The organism is Arthrobacter sp. JSM 101049 (genome assembly GCF_041679245.1).
Classification (GTDB): Bacteria; Actinomycetota; Actinomycetes; order Actinomycetales; family Micrococcaceae; genus Arthrobacter_H.
The window spans coordinates 187,998-202,762 of the sequence record NZ_JBGFFC010000005.1 but is presented as its reverse complement, the minus strand read 5'-3'; the positions used below and the strand labels follow the sequence as shown (position 1 = coordinate 202,762).

The window sequence follows — 14,765 nt, the reverse complement described above, 5'->3', positions numbered from 1 at the left end:
GCGGCTAATCGCCTTCGGACTCCTGGCTCAGCGGTTTGGCGATGTCCTCCAGGCCTTTCTGCTCCGCGCTGACACCCAAGAAGATGGCCACCACGCCTGCAGCCATCATCAGCACGGCTCCGATGGTGAAGGCGATGGCGGTGTCCAGCGGCTTGCCGGTCTCGACCATCTTGGCGAACAGCAGCGGGCCGGTGATGCCGCCGGCGGCGGTGCCGATGGCATAGAAGAACGCGATGGCCAGCGCACGGGTCTCCATCGGGAAGACCTCGGAGACCGTCAGGTAGGCCGAGCTGGCCCCGGCGGAGGCGAAGAAGAGCGCCACGCACCAGCAGGCGGTCAGGGTCACCGCCGAGAGGATGCCGGCGTTGAACATCCAGGCGGTGGCCAGCAGCATCGCCCCGGAGAGCAGGTAGGTCCCGGAGATCATCGGACGCCGGCCCCAGGTGTCGAACAGCCGGGAGAGCACCAGCGGGCCGATGAAGTTCCCGGCGGCGATCACTGCGTAGTAGTAGCCGGTGCTGCCCGAGGGGACGTCGTAGAACGTGGCGAGGATCGTCGCGTAGCCGAACGTCACGGCGTTGTAGAGGAACGCCTGGCCGATGAACAGCGAGAACCCCAGGGTCGCGCGCTTGGGGTACTTCTTGAACATGGTGCCGGCGATCTCGCCGAAGCCGATCGAATGCCGCTGCCGGATGGTGATCTTCCGGCCCGGTTCGGCCAGGTCTCCGCCCGATTCCCGGCGGATCGTCTCCTCGATCTCGCTGACCAGCTTCTCGGCCTCGTCCTCGCGCCCGTGGATGAACAGCCACCGCGGGCTCTCCGGCACCGAACGGCGCACCAGCAGGATCACCAGCCCCAGGACCAGCCCCAGCCCGAAGGTCAGCCGCCAGCCCAGGTCGACCGGGAAGATGTCGGTGTCCAGCGCGATGATCGACAGCAGCGAACCGCCGATGGCACCGAGCCAGAACGTCCCGTTGACAATGATGTCGATCCGTCCGCGGTGCTTGGAGGGGATCAGTTCGTCGATCGCCGAGTTTATCGCCGCATACTCGCCGCCGATGCCCGCGCCGGTGAGGAAGCGGAAGACGTAGAACATCCACGCCTCGGTCGCCAGGCCGGTGCATGCGGTGGCCGCCAGGTACAGCGCCAGGGTGATCATGAACAGCTTCTTCCGGCCCAGCCGGTCGGTGAGGTAGCCGAAGACCAGCGCGCCGAGGCAGGCGCCGAGCACATACATGGCCGCTCCAATGCCGGAGGCCTGCGCTGTGGTGATGTCGATGCCGCTGCCTTCCTCGGACAGCCGCGTGGTGATGTTTCCTACGATGGTGACCTCGAGGCCGTCCAGGATCCAGACGGTGCCCAGGCCGATGAGGATCTTCCAGTGCCACCGCGACCACGGCAACCGGTCCAGCCGTGCCGGAATGTCGGTCTTGATGGTCTTCAGCTCGCTGCGAGCCATGGTGCCTCCTGTCGACGTCCGCGGCGCGCCCCACCCCCAGAGGTGCCGGATGCGGCGAGCCTATGCCTGCCCACTGGCCCTCCTCAAGGAATCCTGCACGCTGCCTGGGCTGCCACAGCCGGTGGCTCCCGGGCCGGCCGCGCTCGGTAGACTGCGGGGGTGACTTCACCACCACTGGACCTCGAGCCCCGCCCCGACTTTTCCGACCGCGTCCTCGCCGTCCTGCAGGCCAGTGCCGACGGCGCGGCGCTGGTCCGCGGCACGGCGGAGCTGGGCCAGACCGAGACGCTGCAGTTCTTCCTGCTCGACGGCCTGCTCGAGGCCGTCGAATGGGCCAACGGCGGCGTCGCCGCGGACGAGGCGGCCTGCATGTGGCTGGCCGGTCTGCGCTGGTACCGCGCCGCCACCGGCGCCTTCCCCACCGGCTCCCCCGAACCGCTTCCGCGCTGGATCGACCAGGAGCTGGCCTCCTCCGGCCGGCCCTGGGCTCCCGGTGATCCGCAGGACCTCGCGGGCCTGTCCGCGCCGCAGATGGCCAGCACCGGCCGGCCGGCCTTCCCGGCGGCCGATGGCCCGGGCGTGCTGCCGCGGGCCGCGGCCATGGCACTGCTGCCCCGGGTCGACCACGCCACGACGGCCCGGCTTGCCGCCGACGCCGCGGCCCTGACCCACGGCGCCCCGGCAGCGCACCGTGCAGCGGGGATCGCCGCCCGCGCCATCCGCGCCGGACTGGAGCACGGTGCCGAGGCGACCGGCCGCTGGTCGGAGCTGCTGGAGGAGATCGACGACGGCCCCTACGCGGTGGACGGGAACGACGGCGGGGCTCTGGCGGCGCTGCGTTCGGCCCTGGCCGCTGCGGGAGCCGAGGTCGATTCCCGCCGGTCAGCCGGTTCCGGTGCCCGGCCGTGCGCAGCGGATGGTGGGACGGAAGCTCAAGACGCCACCGCCGTCGTGCATCGGCTGGGGGCTGCCCCGGATCCGGCGACCGCGGCCTATGCGGCGGCACTGGTCGCCTCGGCCTGCGGACACCGCCGCGCCGATACCGCGCCAGCCCCGGCCGCCGATGCCCTCATCGCCGAGCTCCACCGCCGGTGGATCGAGGCCGTCCTCGGCACCGCGCCGTAGCCCGACCACCGGCAGTCAATTCAGTGGAACCTGTCGGGGGCTGCGCCAGCTCATCCGGCCCAACCGGACACCCCGAACCGCCCCTGGCCATTGGTCGTGCCACCGGAACTGATGCAGAATTGGCACGTGGCGGGGACTGCGACTGAGGACGAATTCGTTATTCAAGCCGGGGGTCACCCCCGGGCTGAACTCCTGCGTTTGCTGCGCGGAGCGGGCGTCTGGCTCAATGTCCATGCCGAGACGCTGCTCGCTCACCCCGTGTTCGACGCGCCTGAGGCCCGACGCCTGCGAATCGTGGAACAAACCGTCGGCGAGCTTGGCTTCGAGCACGGAGCGGTACAGTCAACGGTTTTCACCGCTGCAAGGAACCAAGGCCTCGCGCTCTGCCCTCTGGTGACCGGCCCGTACCTCCGATTGGCTATGACGGAGCAAGCCAGCGCGCCGGACTCCGTATTGTCCGCAGGCCGAGCCCCGAGCGGGGCAATCCACGTCGCCTCCGACCCGCAGAGCCAGGACGTGGAGTACCCGAAGGGGTTCTACCTCCGCGTTGTCGACGGGCAGAAGTGGTTAAGGGGTTACCGATGTGATGACGCCTACGTTTTCCCACCCGAACAGCGACTCGCCTTCGCCTTGCCAGTGGACTAGCCAGGTACGGACTCAGATATCGGGCCGCGGGAAGGGAGCGGCGGCGCTTCTCCATCGCATCCCGCTGAATGTCCGCAAGGGGAACCTTAACCGAGACAGCGTTTGGATCTGGTGGCAGAAAGCTGCATTGTGGAGCAATGAGGATCGAATTAACCCGCTTCCGTGTCCGCGAAGGGGCACACGACCTCGTCGACGAATGGCTTCAATTCCTGAACGACAACGCTGCTGTAGTTCGGGAAACTCTGGAGCCCGAACAGATGTATGTGGAGACCATCTTTTCCGAGTTTGTTGGCGGAGTCGGATATCTGTATTGGTACAGCATCCAGGGAGCAGCCGGTTTGGGTCTTGAGCAGTCAGACCATTGGCTTGATGAGAAGCATCAGAATTACTGGCGCGCTTGCATCGATGACGACTTTCCGCCTGAGGACCTCAGCCCGCGAGTAACCATGATGCCGGAACGCGTGGAAGCGGCCATGAAGCCACTGGGTGCATGGGTCAGTAGTGCCTTGATGCCGACAAGTGTTTCAGGCGAAAGGGATACCGGCATCGGCGCTCGATGAGTGACCCGTCCGACCTCGAATGATGAGTTCGGGAGAGGCGGTAGATACGGAATACATGCGGGCCCCCGTGCAGTCGACGTCGAAAAATGACGCCTGGGTTGTCCGGACGATGCCAGGTACAGCACGGTTCCAGCTGCCCGCCGTCTTCAGACGCGGGTCGGCCCTCAGGCTTCGGCCGGCCAGACCCCTCCGACGAGCTGGAGGAATTCGCCCTCCGAGAGCAGCGAGACCTCCTGGCCCTTTTCGCGCAGGCGCATGGCATGGCGGACCTTGGTGGTGTGGCGCGTGGAGTGCAGGTCACCGGGCACGAAGCCGTCGCCGACCACCAGCACCGTGGTTGCGCGGGTGACGCGGCTGGCACAGCAGGCCCCGACCTCGGCAGCCCGGGTCTTCGCCTCCGGGCGGCTGATGCACAGGTTCCCGCTGAAGACGACGGTCTCCCCGCACAGCGGATGCGACGGGTCGGCATCGGGGTTCGGGGCCGGGTTCTCCCCCTCGGTGGGCCACCCGCCGGCCCAGGCCGGCTGCTCGGGGACCAGCCGGCCGGCGGCGAGTTGGGCCCGGGCGGTTGCGGTGGCCTTCGAGAGCGCACCACCGGGCGCATAGGCCTCGGCGCGGCCCATCGCCACGCGCAGTGCCGTCGCGGCGGAGGCGACCGAGTCGGCGGCATGGCGGTGTCCGACGTCGATCATGATGGAGGCGCACGCACGGGAGTCCGCGAGGGCGTCGTGGTGGTTGGTCATGGGTGCCCCTGCGGCCTCGGCGACGAAGGGCAGCGAGTACGACTCCAGCGAATAGGTCTTGCGGGCCAGCTTCACGGTGCAGGCGAAGTCGTAGGCCGGCCCGGCGAGTTCGGAGACCTCCAGCGCCGACCGGATCACCCCGAGGTCGAACGCGGCATTGTGGGCCACCAGCGTGTCGTCGCCGATGAAGGATCCCAGGGAGGCGAACAGCTCGCCGAATCGCGGGGCGGTGGCGACCATCTCGGCGGTGATGCCGTGGATCCGCACGTTGCGCGGGTCGAAGTGGTCGAAGCCCGCCGGCGGCCGCATCAGCCACTGGGCCTCCTCCACGATACTGCCGCCCCTGACCCGAGTGAGGCCGACCGAACAGGCCGACCCGCGAAATCCATTGGCCGTCTCGAAGTCGATCGCCGTAAAGTCCAAAGCCACGGACCCATTCTACCGGGGCGGCACCACCCGGCGGCCCAGCTGGGAGTCTGCCCACACTTTGCCCACCGGGCCCTGCAGCGCCCGGTGGGCGGCCATCGCGCCGGTAAGCTGGGCAGGTGATACTTGACGCCCTGAGCCCGACCCTGGACGCCGTCCCCCTCCTCCAGCCCCAGATGGCCGGCCTGCTGCCGGACTTCCTGAACCCCGACGTCTTCCTGCGCGACCCGCGGCTGGCACCGTGGATCATCCTGCTGGTGTGCGGCATCGTCTTCGCCGAAACCGGCCTCCTGGTCGGGTTCTTCCTGCCCGGTGACTCGATGCTCTTCACCGCCGGGCTGCTGGTGGCTACCGGGGCGATCGACGTGAACCTCTGGGTGTTCGCGCTCTGCGTCTTCGTCGCCGCATTCATCGGCGACCAGACCGGCTACCTGATCGGACGCAAGGCCGGACCCGCGGTGTTCAACAAGCCGGAGTCGCGCTTCTTCAAGAAGGAGTACGTCGACAAGGCGCACGAGTTCTTCGAGCGCTTCGGCGGCCGCGCCGTCATCCTGGCCCGCTTCGTGCCCATCGTGCGCACGTTCGTGCCCGTGATCGCCGGCGTGGCGAAGATGCACTACGCCACGTTCATCGCCTTCAACCTCATCGGCGCGTTGCTCTGGGGCGTGGGTGTGACCCTGCTGGGACACTGGCTCGGCCAGTACGAATGGGTCGGCAACAACATCGACATCATCTTCGTGGTCATCGTGCTGCTCTCGGTGATCCCCATCGGCATCGAATTGCTCAAGGCGCGCAAGAAGACCCCGAGGGCCTGAGCGCCGGGTCCGTCGTAGGATCCGTCGTCACTTCCCGTCCCGGGAGCCGACGGGGGCGACCGCGTCCAGCGACGCCACGATGGCCCGCGCGTACGAGCCCACGTCGCCCTCCAGCCCGGCCGGAACCCGGGCGCTGAACTGCCGGGCGACATAATGGCCGCGCGAGCGTTCGCCGAGGACCTCGGCGGCGGTGGAAACATCCCGGGCGGCCTCGCGCAGGAACCGCGCCACATCCTCCTGCGGGGTTCCCTCGGCGGCTTGCCGGGTGACCGTTCCCTGGGTGAGGAGCACCGTGGCGGCCACCAGCACGTCGACATGGTCCAGCATGTCGTCCAGCTGGCGCAGCCGGGCGGCACGCCGGCGTCCCCGCACCGTCCGCCTCCGGATCTGGTGGGCGATCTTGCGCTGGCTCGACAATTCCGCGAGGTCGCTGCGGGCCTCCCGGGCCAGTCGGACTGCGGCGTCCGCCGCGTCGGGGTGCTCTTCATCGATGGCTCGTGCCGCGGCCGCGAGCGCCTCCTCGACCCTGCCGAGCACGCGACGCAGGGAGCCGGCGACCAGGGCGACCGGGTCCGGGGTGAAGAGGACCTGGCTGCCCAGCAGCCCCAGTGCCCCTCCCACCACGGCATCGACGAACCTGCTGCCCGGATTCTGCAGCGGGGGCAGGACCAGGACGACCAGTGCGGAGGCGGCCCCCTGGATGTAGGCCAGTCTGCGGAAGTCGATGGCCACTGCGGCAAGCATGCCCAGCACGACCACCACCACGACCTGCATGACCCCGCTGCCGGATCCCGTATACCGGACTATCTCCCCCACCACGACGCCTGCGAGGACGCCGGCCACCAGATCGACCGCCTGGCGTGCCCGCTCGCCCTTTCCACCCGCCAGGCAGATGATGGCGGCGATGGCCGCAAAGACCGGCCGGGGGTGGCCCAGTAGTGTGGAGGCCAACCACCAGGCAACCCCCGCAGCCCCGGCACATTGCGCCACGATGGGCAAGGCCTGCCGCAGGCGCCCCCAGAGCGCGGTGGGGCCGGCTACCCGGACCGCGGTGCCGACCGCGTTGCGGATCCGTTGTTTCCCCACGCGTGGCCTTTCCTGGTTGTCGGCGCCCGAGCTGCTGGCGGACTGCACCACTTCATTGCCGCCCACTATAGGGCGTGCTTAGAGTGAGGAGAACGCACGTATCCGATGTGACCAGGAGGTCATCCGTGGACGAGCCCCAGTCAGGACAGGAAAACAACGACGGGGAAAGCCGCCCCAACGACAGCCGCCCCGAGGAAGACAGCGCCAAGGAAAACGGCGAGGGGGAAGCCGGCACCAAGGAACCCTACGACTCGCTGGACCGACAACACACCATCCGCGTCGTCCTGATCTCCATTGGTGCCGCGGTGGGCGGTTTCATCTTCGGCTTCGACAGCTCGGTGATCAACGGCGCGATCGAAGCGGTCACCGGCCAGTTCGACCTGAGCCCGGTCATCACCGGGTTCGTGGTGGCCATTTCCCTCATCGGCGCGGCCATTGGCGCCTGGTTTGGCGGTCCCGTCGCGAACAAGTGGGGCCGGACTCGGGTGATGCTGATCGTCGGCATCCTGTTCCTGCTCGGGTCCTTGGGATCGGGCTTCGCCTTTGCCGCTTGGGATCTGGCCGCATGGCGCGTCGTCGGCGGGCTGAGCATCGGCGCCGCCTCCGCGATCGTCCCGTCCTACATCTCGGAAATCTCCCCTCCCCGCCTGCGTGGCCGGCTCACCTCGCTGCAGCAGTTGGCCATCGTGCTGGGCATCTTCGTCGCCCTGCTCCTCGACGACCTGTTCGCCGGGGCCGCGGGCGGCGCCGACCAGCAACTCTGGTTCGGGCTCGACGCCTGGCGGTGGATGTTCCTGGCCGGCGTCATCCCCGCCGTCCTCTACGGCGTGCTGGCCCTGAGGCTTCCCGAATCACCCCGCTCGCTGGTGGCCAACGGCGACGTCGAACGCGCCACCAAGGTCCTCGGCCACGTCCACGGGCGTAGCGAAGAGGAAACCGAAACCCTGGTGCAGTCGATCCGCAAGTCCATCAGGAGCGACTCGAAGCCGTCCTTCAGCGACCTGCGCGGCGGGACGCTGGGCCTGGTTCCCATCGTCTGGGTCGGCGTCGTCATCGCCGCATTCCAGCAGCTGGTGGGCATCAACGTCATCTTCTACTACTCGAACTCCCTGTGGCGCTCCGTGGGGTTCAGCTCCGAATTCGCCTCCAACGCCTCGGTCATCACCGCGGTCACCAACATCGTCATCACGATCGTCGCCGTCTTCCTCATCGACAAGGTGGGACGCCGCCCCTTGCTGCTGGTCGGCTCGGCCGGCATGACGGTCAGCCTGGTGCTCATGGCCATCGCCTTCACCCAGTCGGCCATGGTCGACGGCGAACCGCAGCTGCCCCAGCCGTGGGGGCCCGTCGCCCTGGTCGCGGCCAACGCCTTCGTGGTGTTCTTCGCGGTGTCCTGGGGCCCGGTGATGTGGACCCTGCTCGGGGAGATGTTCCCGAACCAGATCCGCGGGCTCGCCGTCGGCATCGCGACCGCCGTGAACTGGCTGGCCAACTTCGCGGTCACCGTGACCTTCCCGGCGCTGAGCGAGATGTCCCTGCCGTTCACCTACGGCATGTACGCGTTCTTCGCGCTCGCCTCGCTGGTGTTCGTGTTCTTCGAGGTGCCGGAGACCAAGAACGTCCCGTTGGAGAAGATGTCCGACCGGTACAAGCGCCAGCGGCGCAAGGCAGACCAGCCCACCGGCTGACGGGTGGCCCGTGCCGCCCCGGCGGACGGCACGGGTCAGCCGGCGGCGAGGACCTCGACGATCGCCGGCATGAGCGCTCGGAACGCCTGCCCACGGTGGCTGATGGCGTTCTTCTGCTCCCCGCTCATCTCCGCGCAGCTGACGTCCAGGCCCTCCGGCTGCAGGATCGGGTCGTACCCGAAGCCGCCGTCACCGCGAGGGGCTTCCAGCAGCGTGCCGGCCAGTCGGCCAAGTTCGACGCGTTCGGTGCCGTTCGGCAACGCCAGCGCGGCGGCGCAGACGAACGATGCGCCCCGGTGTTCGGGCGCGATATCGCCGAGCTGGGCCAGCAGCAGCTCCAGGTTCGCCTGGTCGTCGCCGTGGCGACCGGCCCAGCGGGCGGAGAAGATCCCCGGCGCCCCGCCGAGGACGTCGACGGCCAGGCCCGAGTCGTCCGCGATCGAGGGCAGCCCCGTGGCCTTCGCGACGGCGTGGGCTTTCAGCAGGGCGTTGGCTGCGAACGTCACACCGGTCTCGCGCACGTCGGGGGCGTCAACGGCGGCGGCGTCCACGACCTGGGTGTCGACGTCGAGCCCGGGGACCTGCCCGCGCAGCAGCTCGCGCAGTTCGCGCAGCTTGCCCTGGTTGTGGGTGGCCAGGACCAGCCGGGGGCCCGCCGGCGTCACTGGCCCAGGGTCTCTCGCTGGATGGTGGCCAGTTCGGTGGTGCCGATCAGCGCCAGGTCCAGCAGGGCGTCGAGTTCGTCCCGCTTGAATGGGGCGCCCTCGGCGGTGCCCTGCACCTCGACGAAGTCTCCGCTGCCGGTGACCACGACGTTCATGTCGGTCTCTGCCCGCACGTCCTCCACATAGGGCAGGTCCAGCATCGGGGTGCCGTCGATGATGCCGACGGAGATGGCCGAGACGCTGTCGGTGAGCACGGTGGCGTTGGCCTTGATGAGCTTCTCGTTCTGGGCCCAGGTGATCGCGTCGGCCAGTGCGACGTAGGCGCCGGTGATCGCCGCGGTGCGGGTGCCGCCGTCGGCCTGGAGGACGTCGCAGTCCAGCACGATGGTGTTCTCGCCCAGGGCCTTGGTGTCGATGACCGAGCGCAGCGACCGCCCGATCAGCCGGGAGATCTCGTGGGTGCGTCCGCCGATCTTGCCCTTGACGGACTCGCGGCTGTTGCGGGTGTTGGTGGCCCGGGGCAGCATGGCGTACTCGGCGGTGACCCAGCCGGTGCCCTCGCCCTTGAGCCAGCGCGGCACCCCGGCGGTGAACGACGCGGTGCACAGCACGCGGGTGTTGCCGAACTCGATCAGCGCCGAGCCCTCGGCCTGGCGGGACCAGCCGCGGGTGATGGAGATGGGCCGCAATTCGGCGGTGCCGCGCCCGTCGGCGCGCTGGACGGAGGGTGCATTCGAGCCTGTAGTCATGCCTCCCAGTCTATGGTCCGCTGGCAGCGCCCACCGAACCGCGGGCCCCCGCCTCTGGCTGGTGCCGCCACCTCGGCGTACCGTAGATCCTGTCGGCCAGCAGGTGCCGGCCGAAGTCATGAACCGGAGGACGGCCACCATGCCCAGCGTACGACGGATGGACCATATCGGGATCACCGTCGCCGACCTGGACACGGCGGTGGGATTCTTCATCCAGCTCGGCCTCGAGGTCGAGGGGCGGATGCCCATGGAAGGCGAGTTCGTCGACACCGTCACCGGGATTCCGGAGTCCCGCTCCGAGATCGTCATGCTGCGCGCACCCGACGGCGGTGCGAGCGTGGAGCTCTCCACCTTCCACCGACCGGATGTCATCCCCGGCCCGACGACGGCGATGGCCAACGCGGCGGGGCTGCGCAACGTGGCCTTCCAGGTCGATGACCTGCGCGCCATGGTCGACGTGCTGGACGCGGACGGTTACGGGCTGGTCGGCGGGATCGGCGAGTACGAGGGCATCTGGCTCATGGCATACGTGCGCGGCCCCGAGGGGATCATCGTGGCACTGGCCGAGCGCCTGGGCTAAAAGGGCAACGTGACCGCCCCTGCCGCTTTCGACCACAACGCGATAGAATGTGGTCGGAGGTGCGGACCCATGACAGCAGAAGCCCACACGCCCGTCGAGGCGCTGATCGACAGGGTTCAGCCGGGGTTCAGCAGCGATCAGCTCGCCGACGCGCTTGAGCGGGCGCTTGAACGGCTCAAACCCACCGATACTGCAGCTCTGACTTCGGCTGACCAAACGTTCTGGGACCAGCATTCCGGCATTCCCAGCGAACCGCGGCTGGTCGCCAACGCGATGGCTGCATCTGTCGCTGCGGCGACCCTTCACGAGGCGGGCAGCCTGGGTTCCCAAGAGGTGGCCCTCCGCCTCGGGCTCAGGCCATCGACTGTTCGCCGGTACGTGCTGGACCGGAAACTGTACTCGTTCAAGACCAACGGGCGAATGCTGTTCCCGTCGTGGCAATTCACCGGAACAAGACGGCCGCTGCCACACCTTGCGGAGATCTTGGCGGCACTGCCGCCGGGAAGCCACCCCCAAACCGTCCAGGGGTTCTTCACGACCCCACAGCCCGACCTTCGTCTCTCCGGGGAAGCCGCAACCCCCAGGGACTGGCTCATCTCGGGAGGCGAGCCAGACCTGGTGGTGGCCCTGGCGTCGTCGGTCGGCCGCCTGTGAGGCCCCCGCCCCCGGGGGACCTGCGGCGCATCGGACGACATGAACGCACGCTGGAGGCCGGTACTGTCCTGTGGCGGATCCATTCGACGGCGTCCGAACATCCGATGGCGTGGAACGCCTTGCGCACGTTTGGGCCACTGCCTGGCGCGCGCTGGGACCCGCATCCGGAACCCGCAGCAGACTACGATCCGCTGGGCGCGGCCTATTTCGGCCGCGATCTGCTCACCTGCATCGCCGAGGTTTACCAGGACACCCGCTTTGTCGACGTCAACGCTGGGCAACCTTTTGCCACGGCCATCGAGACGGCAAACGACGCCGTCCTGCTTGATCTCACAGATGTCTGGCTGCTGCGCGCTGGGGCGAAGTCCGCGTTGGCCGGATCGGAGGAGAAGGCCATCACGCGGGCATGGGCTCGTGCCGTCCACGCGGCGTGGACGGAGCTCGACGGGATCGTGGCACCCTCGGCGGTCGCTGGCCGGGAGGTCATGGTCTTGTGGACGACGAAGCAGTTTCCCCGCGCGCCGTCCTTTTCGGTCCCCTTGAGCCATCCGGGTATCGCGGCAGGCCTCGCCGCGGCCGCGGAATTGCTTCGGTTCGACTCCAACGTCGCCTGACCCGCCGCCGGTGTGCGCCTCAGCCCTGCGCGCCGGCGGGGGCCACAGGAGGCCCGCCCCGGGTAGGTTCGTCCGGTTCAGGCGCGGGTGGGATCCCTGGGGACGGGCCGGGCCTTGGGTTCGCCGAGCCGGTCACCGGACCACACGCCATAGGTGACCCCCGAGACCGCGATGGCCAGTCCGCCGTCGTACGTGGTCCTGGCCTCGTCGACGACGGTGTTCACATCGGTCCAGACCGGGATGTGGGTCAGCAGCAGGCGCTTGGCCCCGGCGGCGGTGGCCATTTCGCCGGCGCGCTTGCCGGTGAGGTGCACGCCGTCGATGCCGTCGTCGCGGCCCTCCTCGAAGGCGGCCTCGCAGAGGAACATATCGGCGTCGCGGGCCGCCTCGACGAGCCCGTCGCAGGTGTCGGTGTCCCCGGAGTAGGACAGCACCGAGGTGCGCACCGAGCCGTCGGCGAGGGTCTCGGTAGCCTCGACGCGCAGCGCGTAGGCCTCCTCGACGGGGTGGCGGACCGGGATCGCCGAGACGGTGAAGGGCCCGAGCGTGACCGGAGCGCGCGGGACCCAGTGGCGGAAGTCGAAGTCCTCGTGCATGCCCGGGTCCAGCTCGAGCCCATAGGCGGTGGCCATCCGGTCGGCGGTGGCGGCCGGGCCCCAGACGGTGATGCGGTCGCGGTTCCAGCCGTGCGGGTTCCAGTGCACGGCCACGTGCAGCCCGCAGATGTCCATGCAGTGGTCGGGGTGCAGGTGGGACAGGAAGATCGCGTCGATGTCCTCCAGGTCCATGTAGCGCTGCAGCACCCCCAGCGAGCCGCTGCCCAGGTCCAGCAGGATGCGCCAGGTGCGTTCGCCGTCGTGCGCGGTGACCAGGTAGCAGGAGGCCGGCGATCCGGGGCCGGGGAAGGAGCCGGAGCAGCCGATGATCGTCATCTTCACGGGCGGCCTCCGGCGTCCACGGGGTCGGGCACGACGCCGAGGCGTGGCACCTCCACGCGCGGGATTTCCCCGGTGGGGTGGATCGTCCCGCCGTGGGCGATGTGCCGCACGCCCTGGACCTCCGGGCCCAGGAAGCGCCGGGCCAGGACCTCGAAGGAGGCGGCGTCGCCGGTGGCCATGAAGTCGTGGGTGCCGTGCTGGCCGGTCCCGGAGGAGAGGCCGTGGCGCATCAGCGCCGCGTAGACGTCCTTGGCGGTCTCCTCCGCGCTGGAGACCAGGGTGACGCCATCGCCCATGACGTAGGAGATCACCCCGGTCAGCAGCGGGTAGTGCGTGCAGCCCAGGACCAGGGTGTCCACCCCGGCGTCCTTGAGCGGGGCCAGGTAGCGTTCGGCGGTGCGCAGCAGCTCCTCGCCGGTGGTGATGCCGTTCTCGACGAACTCTACGAACCGCGGGCAGGCGGCGGCGGTGATGTGCAGGTGTGGTGCGGCGGCGAAGGCGTCCTCGTAGGCGCGCGAGCCGACGGTGGCCTGCGTGCCGATGACCCCGATGCGCCCGTTGCGGGTGGCGGCGACGGCGCGGCGGACGGCCGGCTGGATGACCTCGACGACGGGGATGCCGTAGCGGGCGGTGTAGCGTTCGCGGGCGTCGCGCAGCACGGCGGCCGAGGCGGAGTTGCAGGCGATGACCAGCAGCTTCACCCCCGCGTCGACGAGTTCGTCCATCACGCCCAGGGCGTTGGCGCGGACCCGGGCGATGGGCAGCGGGCCATAGGGGCTGTTGGCGGTGTCGCCGACGTAGAGCGTGGATTCGTGGGGCAGCTGGTCGATGACGGCGCGCGCGACGGTCAGGCCGCCGACGCCGGAGTCGAAGATCCCCAACGGCGCCGTGCGGTCGTCGGCGGCCCGGCGGTCGGTCGGGGCGGAGCCGTTCGGCTGCGCGGACGGGTGGCTGTTCATGATCTACCGACCATACTGCCTGCGGGCCCGCGGCGGGAGCAGCCAAACGCGGATATGGCCCACGTCACAGGTCCCCGAGCAGCGCCTGCATCAGGGTCTCCTGCAGCCAGGTCACGAAGTTGTAGACCAGGGCCAGGTACCCGTCGACGTCCTCGACCTTCCGGGCGTCGGTCATCGATCCGATGCGCTCGGCGTCGGCCTCGTCGCGCAGGTCCAGCCGTTCGGCCAGGACCAGCCGCACGTCGTTCAGTGCCTGGGCGAACTGGTTGGCCGCGGCCGTGTCGAAGGCCAGGTTCCCGGTCTCCATGGCCAGGGCTGCGGCCTTGAGGTTCCCCGTCTTCGTCTCGCGCAGGCTGGTCTCGGTCAGCCGGCGGTATTCCAGCGAGGCCTCGGCGTCGTCGTGCACGGCGTCGGGCAGCAGACGCCGCTCGGCGGCGTCGGTGGGGGCGGCGAACCCGGCGGCGTGGGTGCGCGGGTCCATGCCGACCATCGCCCAGAGGGGGTCGACCTCCCTGGCCGGGCCATCGCCGTCGTGCCCGGCGTCGTCCTGGGGTGCCAGGACCTGGGCGACATCCTGGAAGAGGCCGCGCAGTAGATCGCGTTCGGTGGAATCCAGCCGGGCGGTGAAGCCGCGGGGCGTGGACTTGAAGGCGCGGGCCATCCGCTCAGCCCTGGTCCGCGCGCTGGAACGTGGCCCAGAGCCCATAGGTGTGCATGGCGGCGACGTCGGCCTCGATCTGCTCGAGCGGTCCGGTGGAGACGACGGAGTGCCCGTTCTGGTGCACTTCCATCATCAGCGCGTCGGCCTTGGCCCGGCTGTAGCCGAAGTGGCTGCGGAAGACGTAGCTGACGTAGCTCATCAGGTTCACGGGGTCGTTCCAGACCAGCAGGACGTACGGGACGTCCAGGTCCAGGCGCTGCGAGGTCTCGCCGCGGGGCAGGACGTCGGTGGCGGTGGTCATGACAGGCATGCTGTCATTCTACGGCGCGGGGGCGGCCGCGGCCGATAGAGTGTGGTGCGGGCCGCAGCCGGGCGACCCCGCGCGACCGACCCGAGGA

Annotated in this window: 16 protein-coding genes; 7 read left to right on the top strand and 9 right to left on the bottom strand. The window is 69.3% G+C overall.

Annotated elements, in window-relative coordinates:
• Positions 1–4: 4 nt before the first annotated feature.
• Positions 5–1,459, bottom strand: a complete 1,455-nt coding sequence (locus tag AB8M85_RS14415; protein ID WP_372699527.1) for an MFS transporter — start codon at positions 1,457–1,459, stop codon at positions 5–7.
• A gap of 159 nt (positions 1,460–1,618) precedes the next feature.
• Between AB8M85_RS14415 and AB8M85_RS14410 the strand changes: the two genes are divergently transcribed.
• Both AB8M85_RS14410 and AB8M85_RS14405 read left to right on the top strand, forming a co-directional pair.
• Entirely contained in the window at positions 1,619–2,584 is a 966-nt protein-coding gene (locus tag AB8M85_RS14410; protein WP_372699526.1) for an ADP-ribosylglycohydrolase family protein, read from the top strand.
• Between the two features lie 782 nt (positions 2,585–3,366).
• The gene (locus AB8M85_RS14405; RefSeq protein WP_372699525.1) at positions 3,367–3,789 is read left to right on the top strand and encodes a DUF6176 family protein; all 423 of its coding nucleotides are present in this window, start codon (positions 3,367–3,369) and stop codon (positions 3,787–3,789) included.
• A 164-nt stretch (positions 3,790–3,953) separates the two neighbouring features.
• Here AB8M85_RS14405 and AB8M85_RS14400 read toward each other — a convergent pair whose 3' ends face one another.
• Complete coding sequence (locus AB8M85_RS14400) at positions 3,954–4,961, bottom strand: exonuclease domain-containing protein (RefSeq protein ID WP_372699524.1); 1,008 nt, start codon at positions 4,959–4,961, stop codon at positions 3,954–3,956.
• Positions 4,962–5,134: 173 nt separating this feature from the next.
• Here AB8M85_RS14400 and AB8M85_RS14395 point away from each other — a divergent pair, with 173 nt between their 5' ends.
• Positions 5,135–5,773, top strand: a complete 639-nt coding sequence (locus tag AB8M85_RS14395; RefSeq protein ID WP_372699543.1) for a DedA family protein — start codon at positions 5,135–5,137, stop codon at positions 5,771–5,773.
• Between the two features lie 27 nt (positions 5,774–5,800).
• Here AB8M85_RS14395 and AB8M85_RS14390 read toward each other — a convergent pair whose 3' ends face one another.
• On the bottom strand, positions 5,801–6,859 hold the full coding sequence (locus AB8M85_RS14390; RefSeq protein WP_372699523.1) for an FUSC family protein: 1,059 nt from the start codon (positions 6,857–6,859) through the stop codon (positions 5,801–5,803).
• Positions 6,860–6,984: 125 nt separating this feature from the next.
• Here AB8M85_RS14390 and AB8M85_RS14385 point away from each other — a divergent pair, with 125 nt between their 5' ends.
• Positions 6,985–8,547, top strand: coding sequence for a sugar porter family MFS transporter (locus tag AB8M85_RS14385; RefSeq protein WP_372699522.1), 1,563 nt, complete (start codon positions 6,985–6,987; stop codon positions 8,545–8,547).
• A 35-nt stretch (positions 8,548–8,582) separates the two neighbouring features.
• On the opposite strand, the gene rdgB is transcribed toward AB8M85_RS14385, so the two are convergent.
• The gene (rdgB, locus tag AB8M85_RS14380) at positions 8,583–9,212 is read right to left on the bottom strand and encodes an RdgB/HAM1 family non-canonical purine NTP pyrophosphatase (RefSeq protein WP_372699521.1); all 630 of its coding nucleotides are present in this window, start codon (positions 9,210–9,212) and stop codon (positions 8,583–8,585) included.
• Complete coding sequence (gene rph, locus AB8M85_RS14375; protein ID WP_372699520.1) at positions 9,209–9,961, bottom strand: ribonuclease PH; 753 nt, start codon at positions 9,959–9,961, stop codon at positions 9,209–9,211. Before rph ends, rdgB begins: the two co-directional genes overlap by 4 nt.
• A 139-nt stretch (positions 9,962–10,100) precedes the next feature.
• Between rph and AB8M85_RS14370 the strand changes: the two genes are divergently transcribed.
• From AB8M85_RS14370 to AB8M85_RS14360, 3 genes are all read left to right on the top strand, one after another.
• On the top strand, positions 10,101–10,541 hold the full coding sequence (locus AB8M85_RS14370) for a VOC family protein (RefSeq protein WP_372699519.1): 441 nt from the start codon (positions 10,101–10,103) through the stop codon (positions 10,539–10,541).
• 69 nt (positions 10,542–10,610) lie between these two features.
• Positions 10,611–11,195, top strand: coding sequence for a helix-turn-helix domain-containing protein (locus AB8M85_RS14365; RefSeq protein WP_372699518.1), 585 nt, complete (start codon positions 10,611–10,613; stop codon positions 11,193–11,195).
• Positions 11,192–11,809, top strand: coding sequence for an RES family NAD+ phosphorylase (locus AB8M85_RS14360; protein ID WP_372699517.1), 618 nt, complete (start codon positions 11,192–11,194; stop codon positions 11,807–11,809). The genes AB8M85_RS14365 and AB8M85_RS14360 overlap by 4 nt, the downstream gene beginning before the upstream one ends.
• Before the next feature lie 77 nt (positions 11,810–11,886).
• On the opposite strand, the gene AB8M85_RS14355 is transcribed toward AB8M85_RS14360, so the two are convergent.
• The 4 genes from AB8M85_RS14355 to clpS form a co-directional block, all read right to left on the bottom strand.
• Positions 11,887–12,747 carry an MBL fold metallo-hydrolase gene (locus tag AB8M85_RS14355; RefSeq protein WP_372699516.1) on the bottom strand — a complete coding sequence of 287 codons (861 nt, stop codon included), beginning with the start codon at positions 12,745–12,747 and terminating at the stop codon, positions 11,887–11,889.
• Positions 12,744–13,706 (bottom strand): glutamate racemase, encoded by a 963-nt coding sequence (murI, locus tag AB8M85_RS14350; protein WP_372699515.1) that lies wholly within the window; start codon positions 13,704–13,706, stop codon positions 12,744–12,746. Before murI ends, AB8M85_RS14355 begins: the two co-directional genes overlap by 4 nt.
• Before the next feature lie 64 nt (positions 13,707–13,770).
• Positions 13,771–14,367 (bottom strand): DUF2017 domain-containing protein, encoded by a 597-nt coding sequence (locus AB8M85_RS14345; protein ID WP_372699514.1) that lies wholly within the window; start codon positions 14,365–14,367, stop codon positions 13,771–13,773.
• A 4-nt stretch (positions 14,368–14,371) separates the two neighbouring features.
• Positions 14,372–14,668: an ATP-dependent Clp protease adapter ClpS gene (clpS, locus tag AB8M85_RS14340; RefSeq protein ID WP_372699542.1), complete on the bottom strand. Its 297-nt coding sequence runs from the start codon at positions 14,666–14,668 to the stop codon at positions 14,372–14,374.
• Positions 14,669–14,765 lie beyond the last annotated feature (97 nt).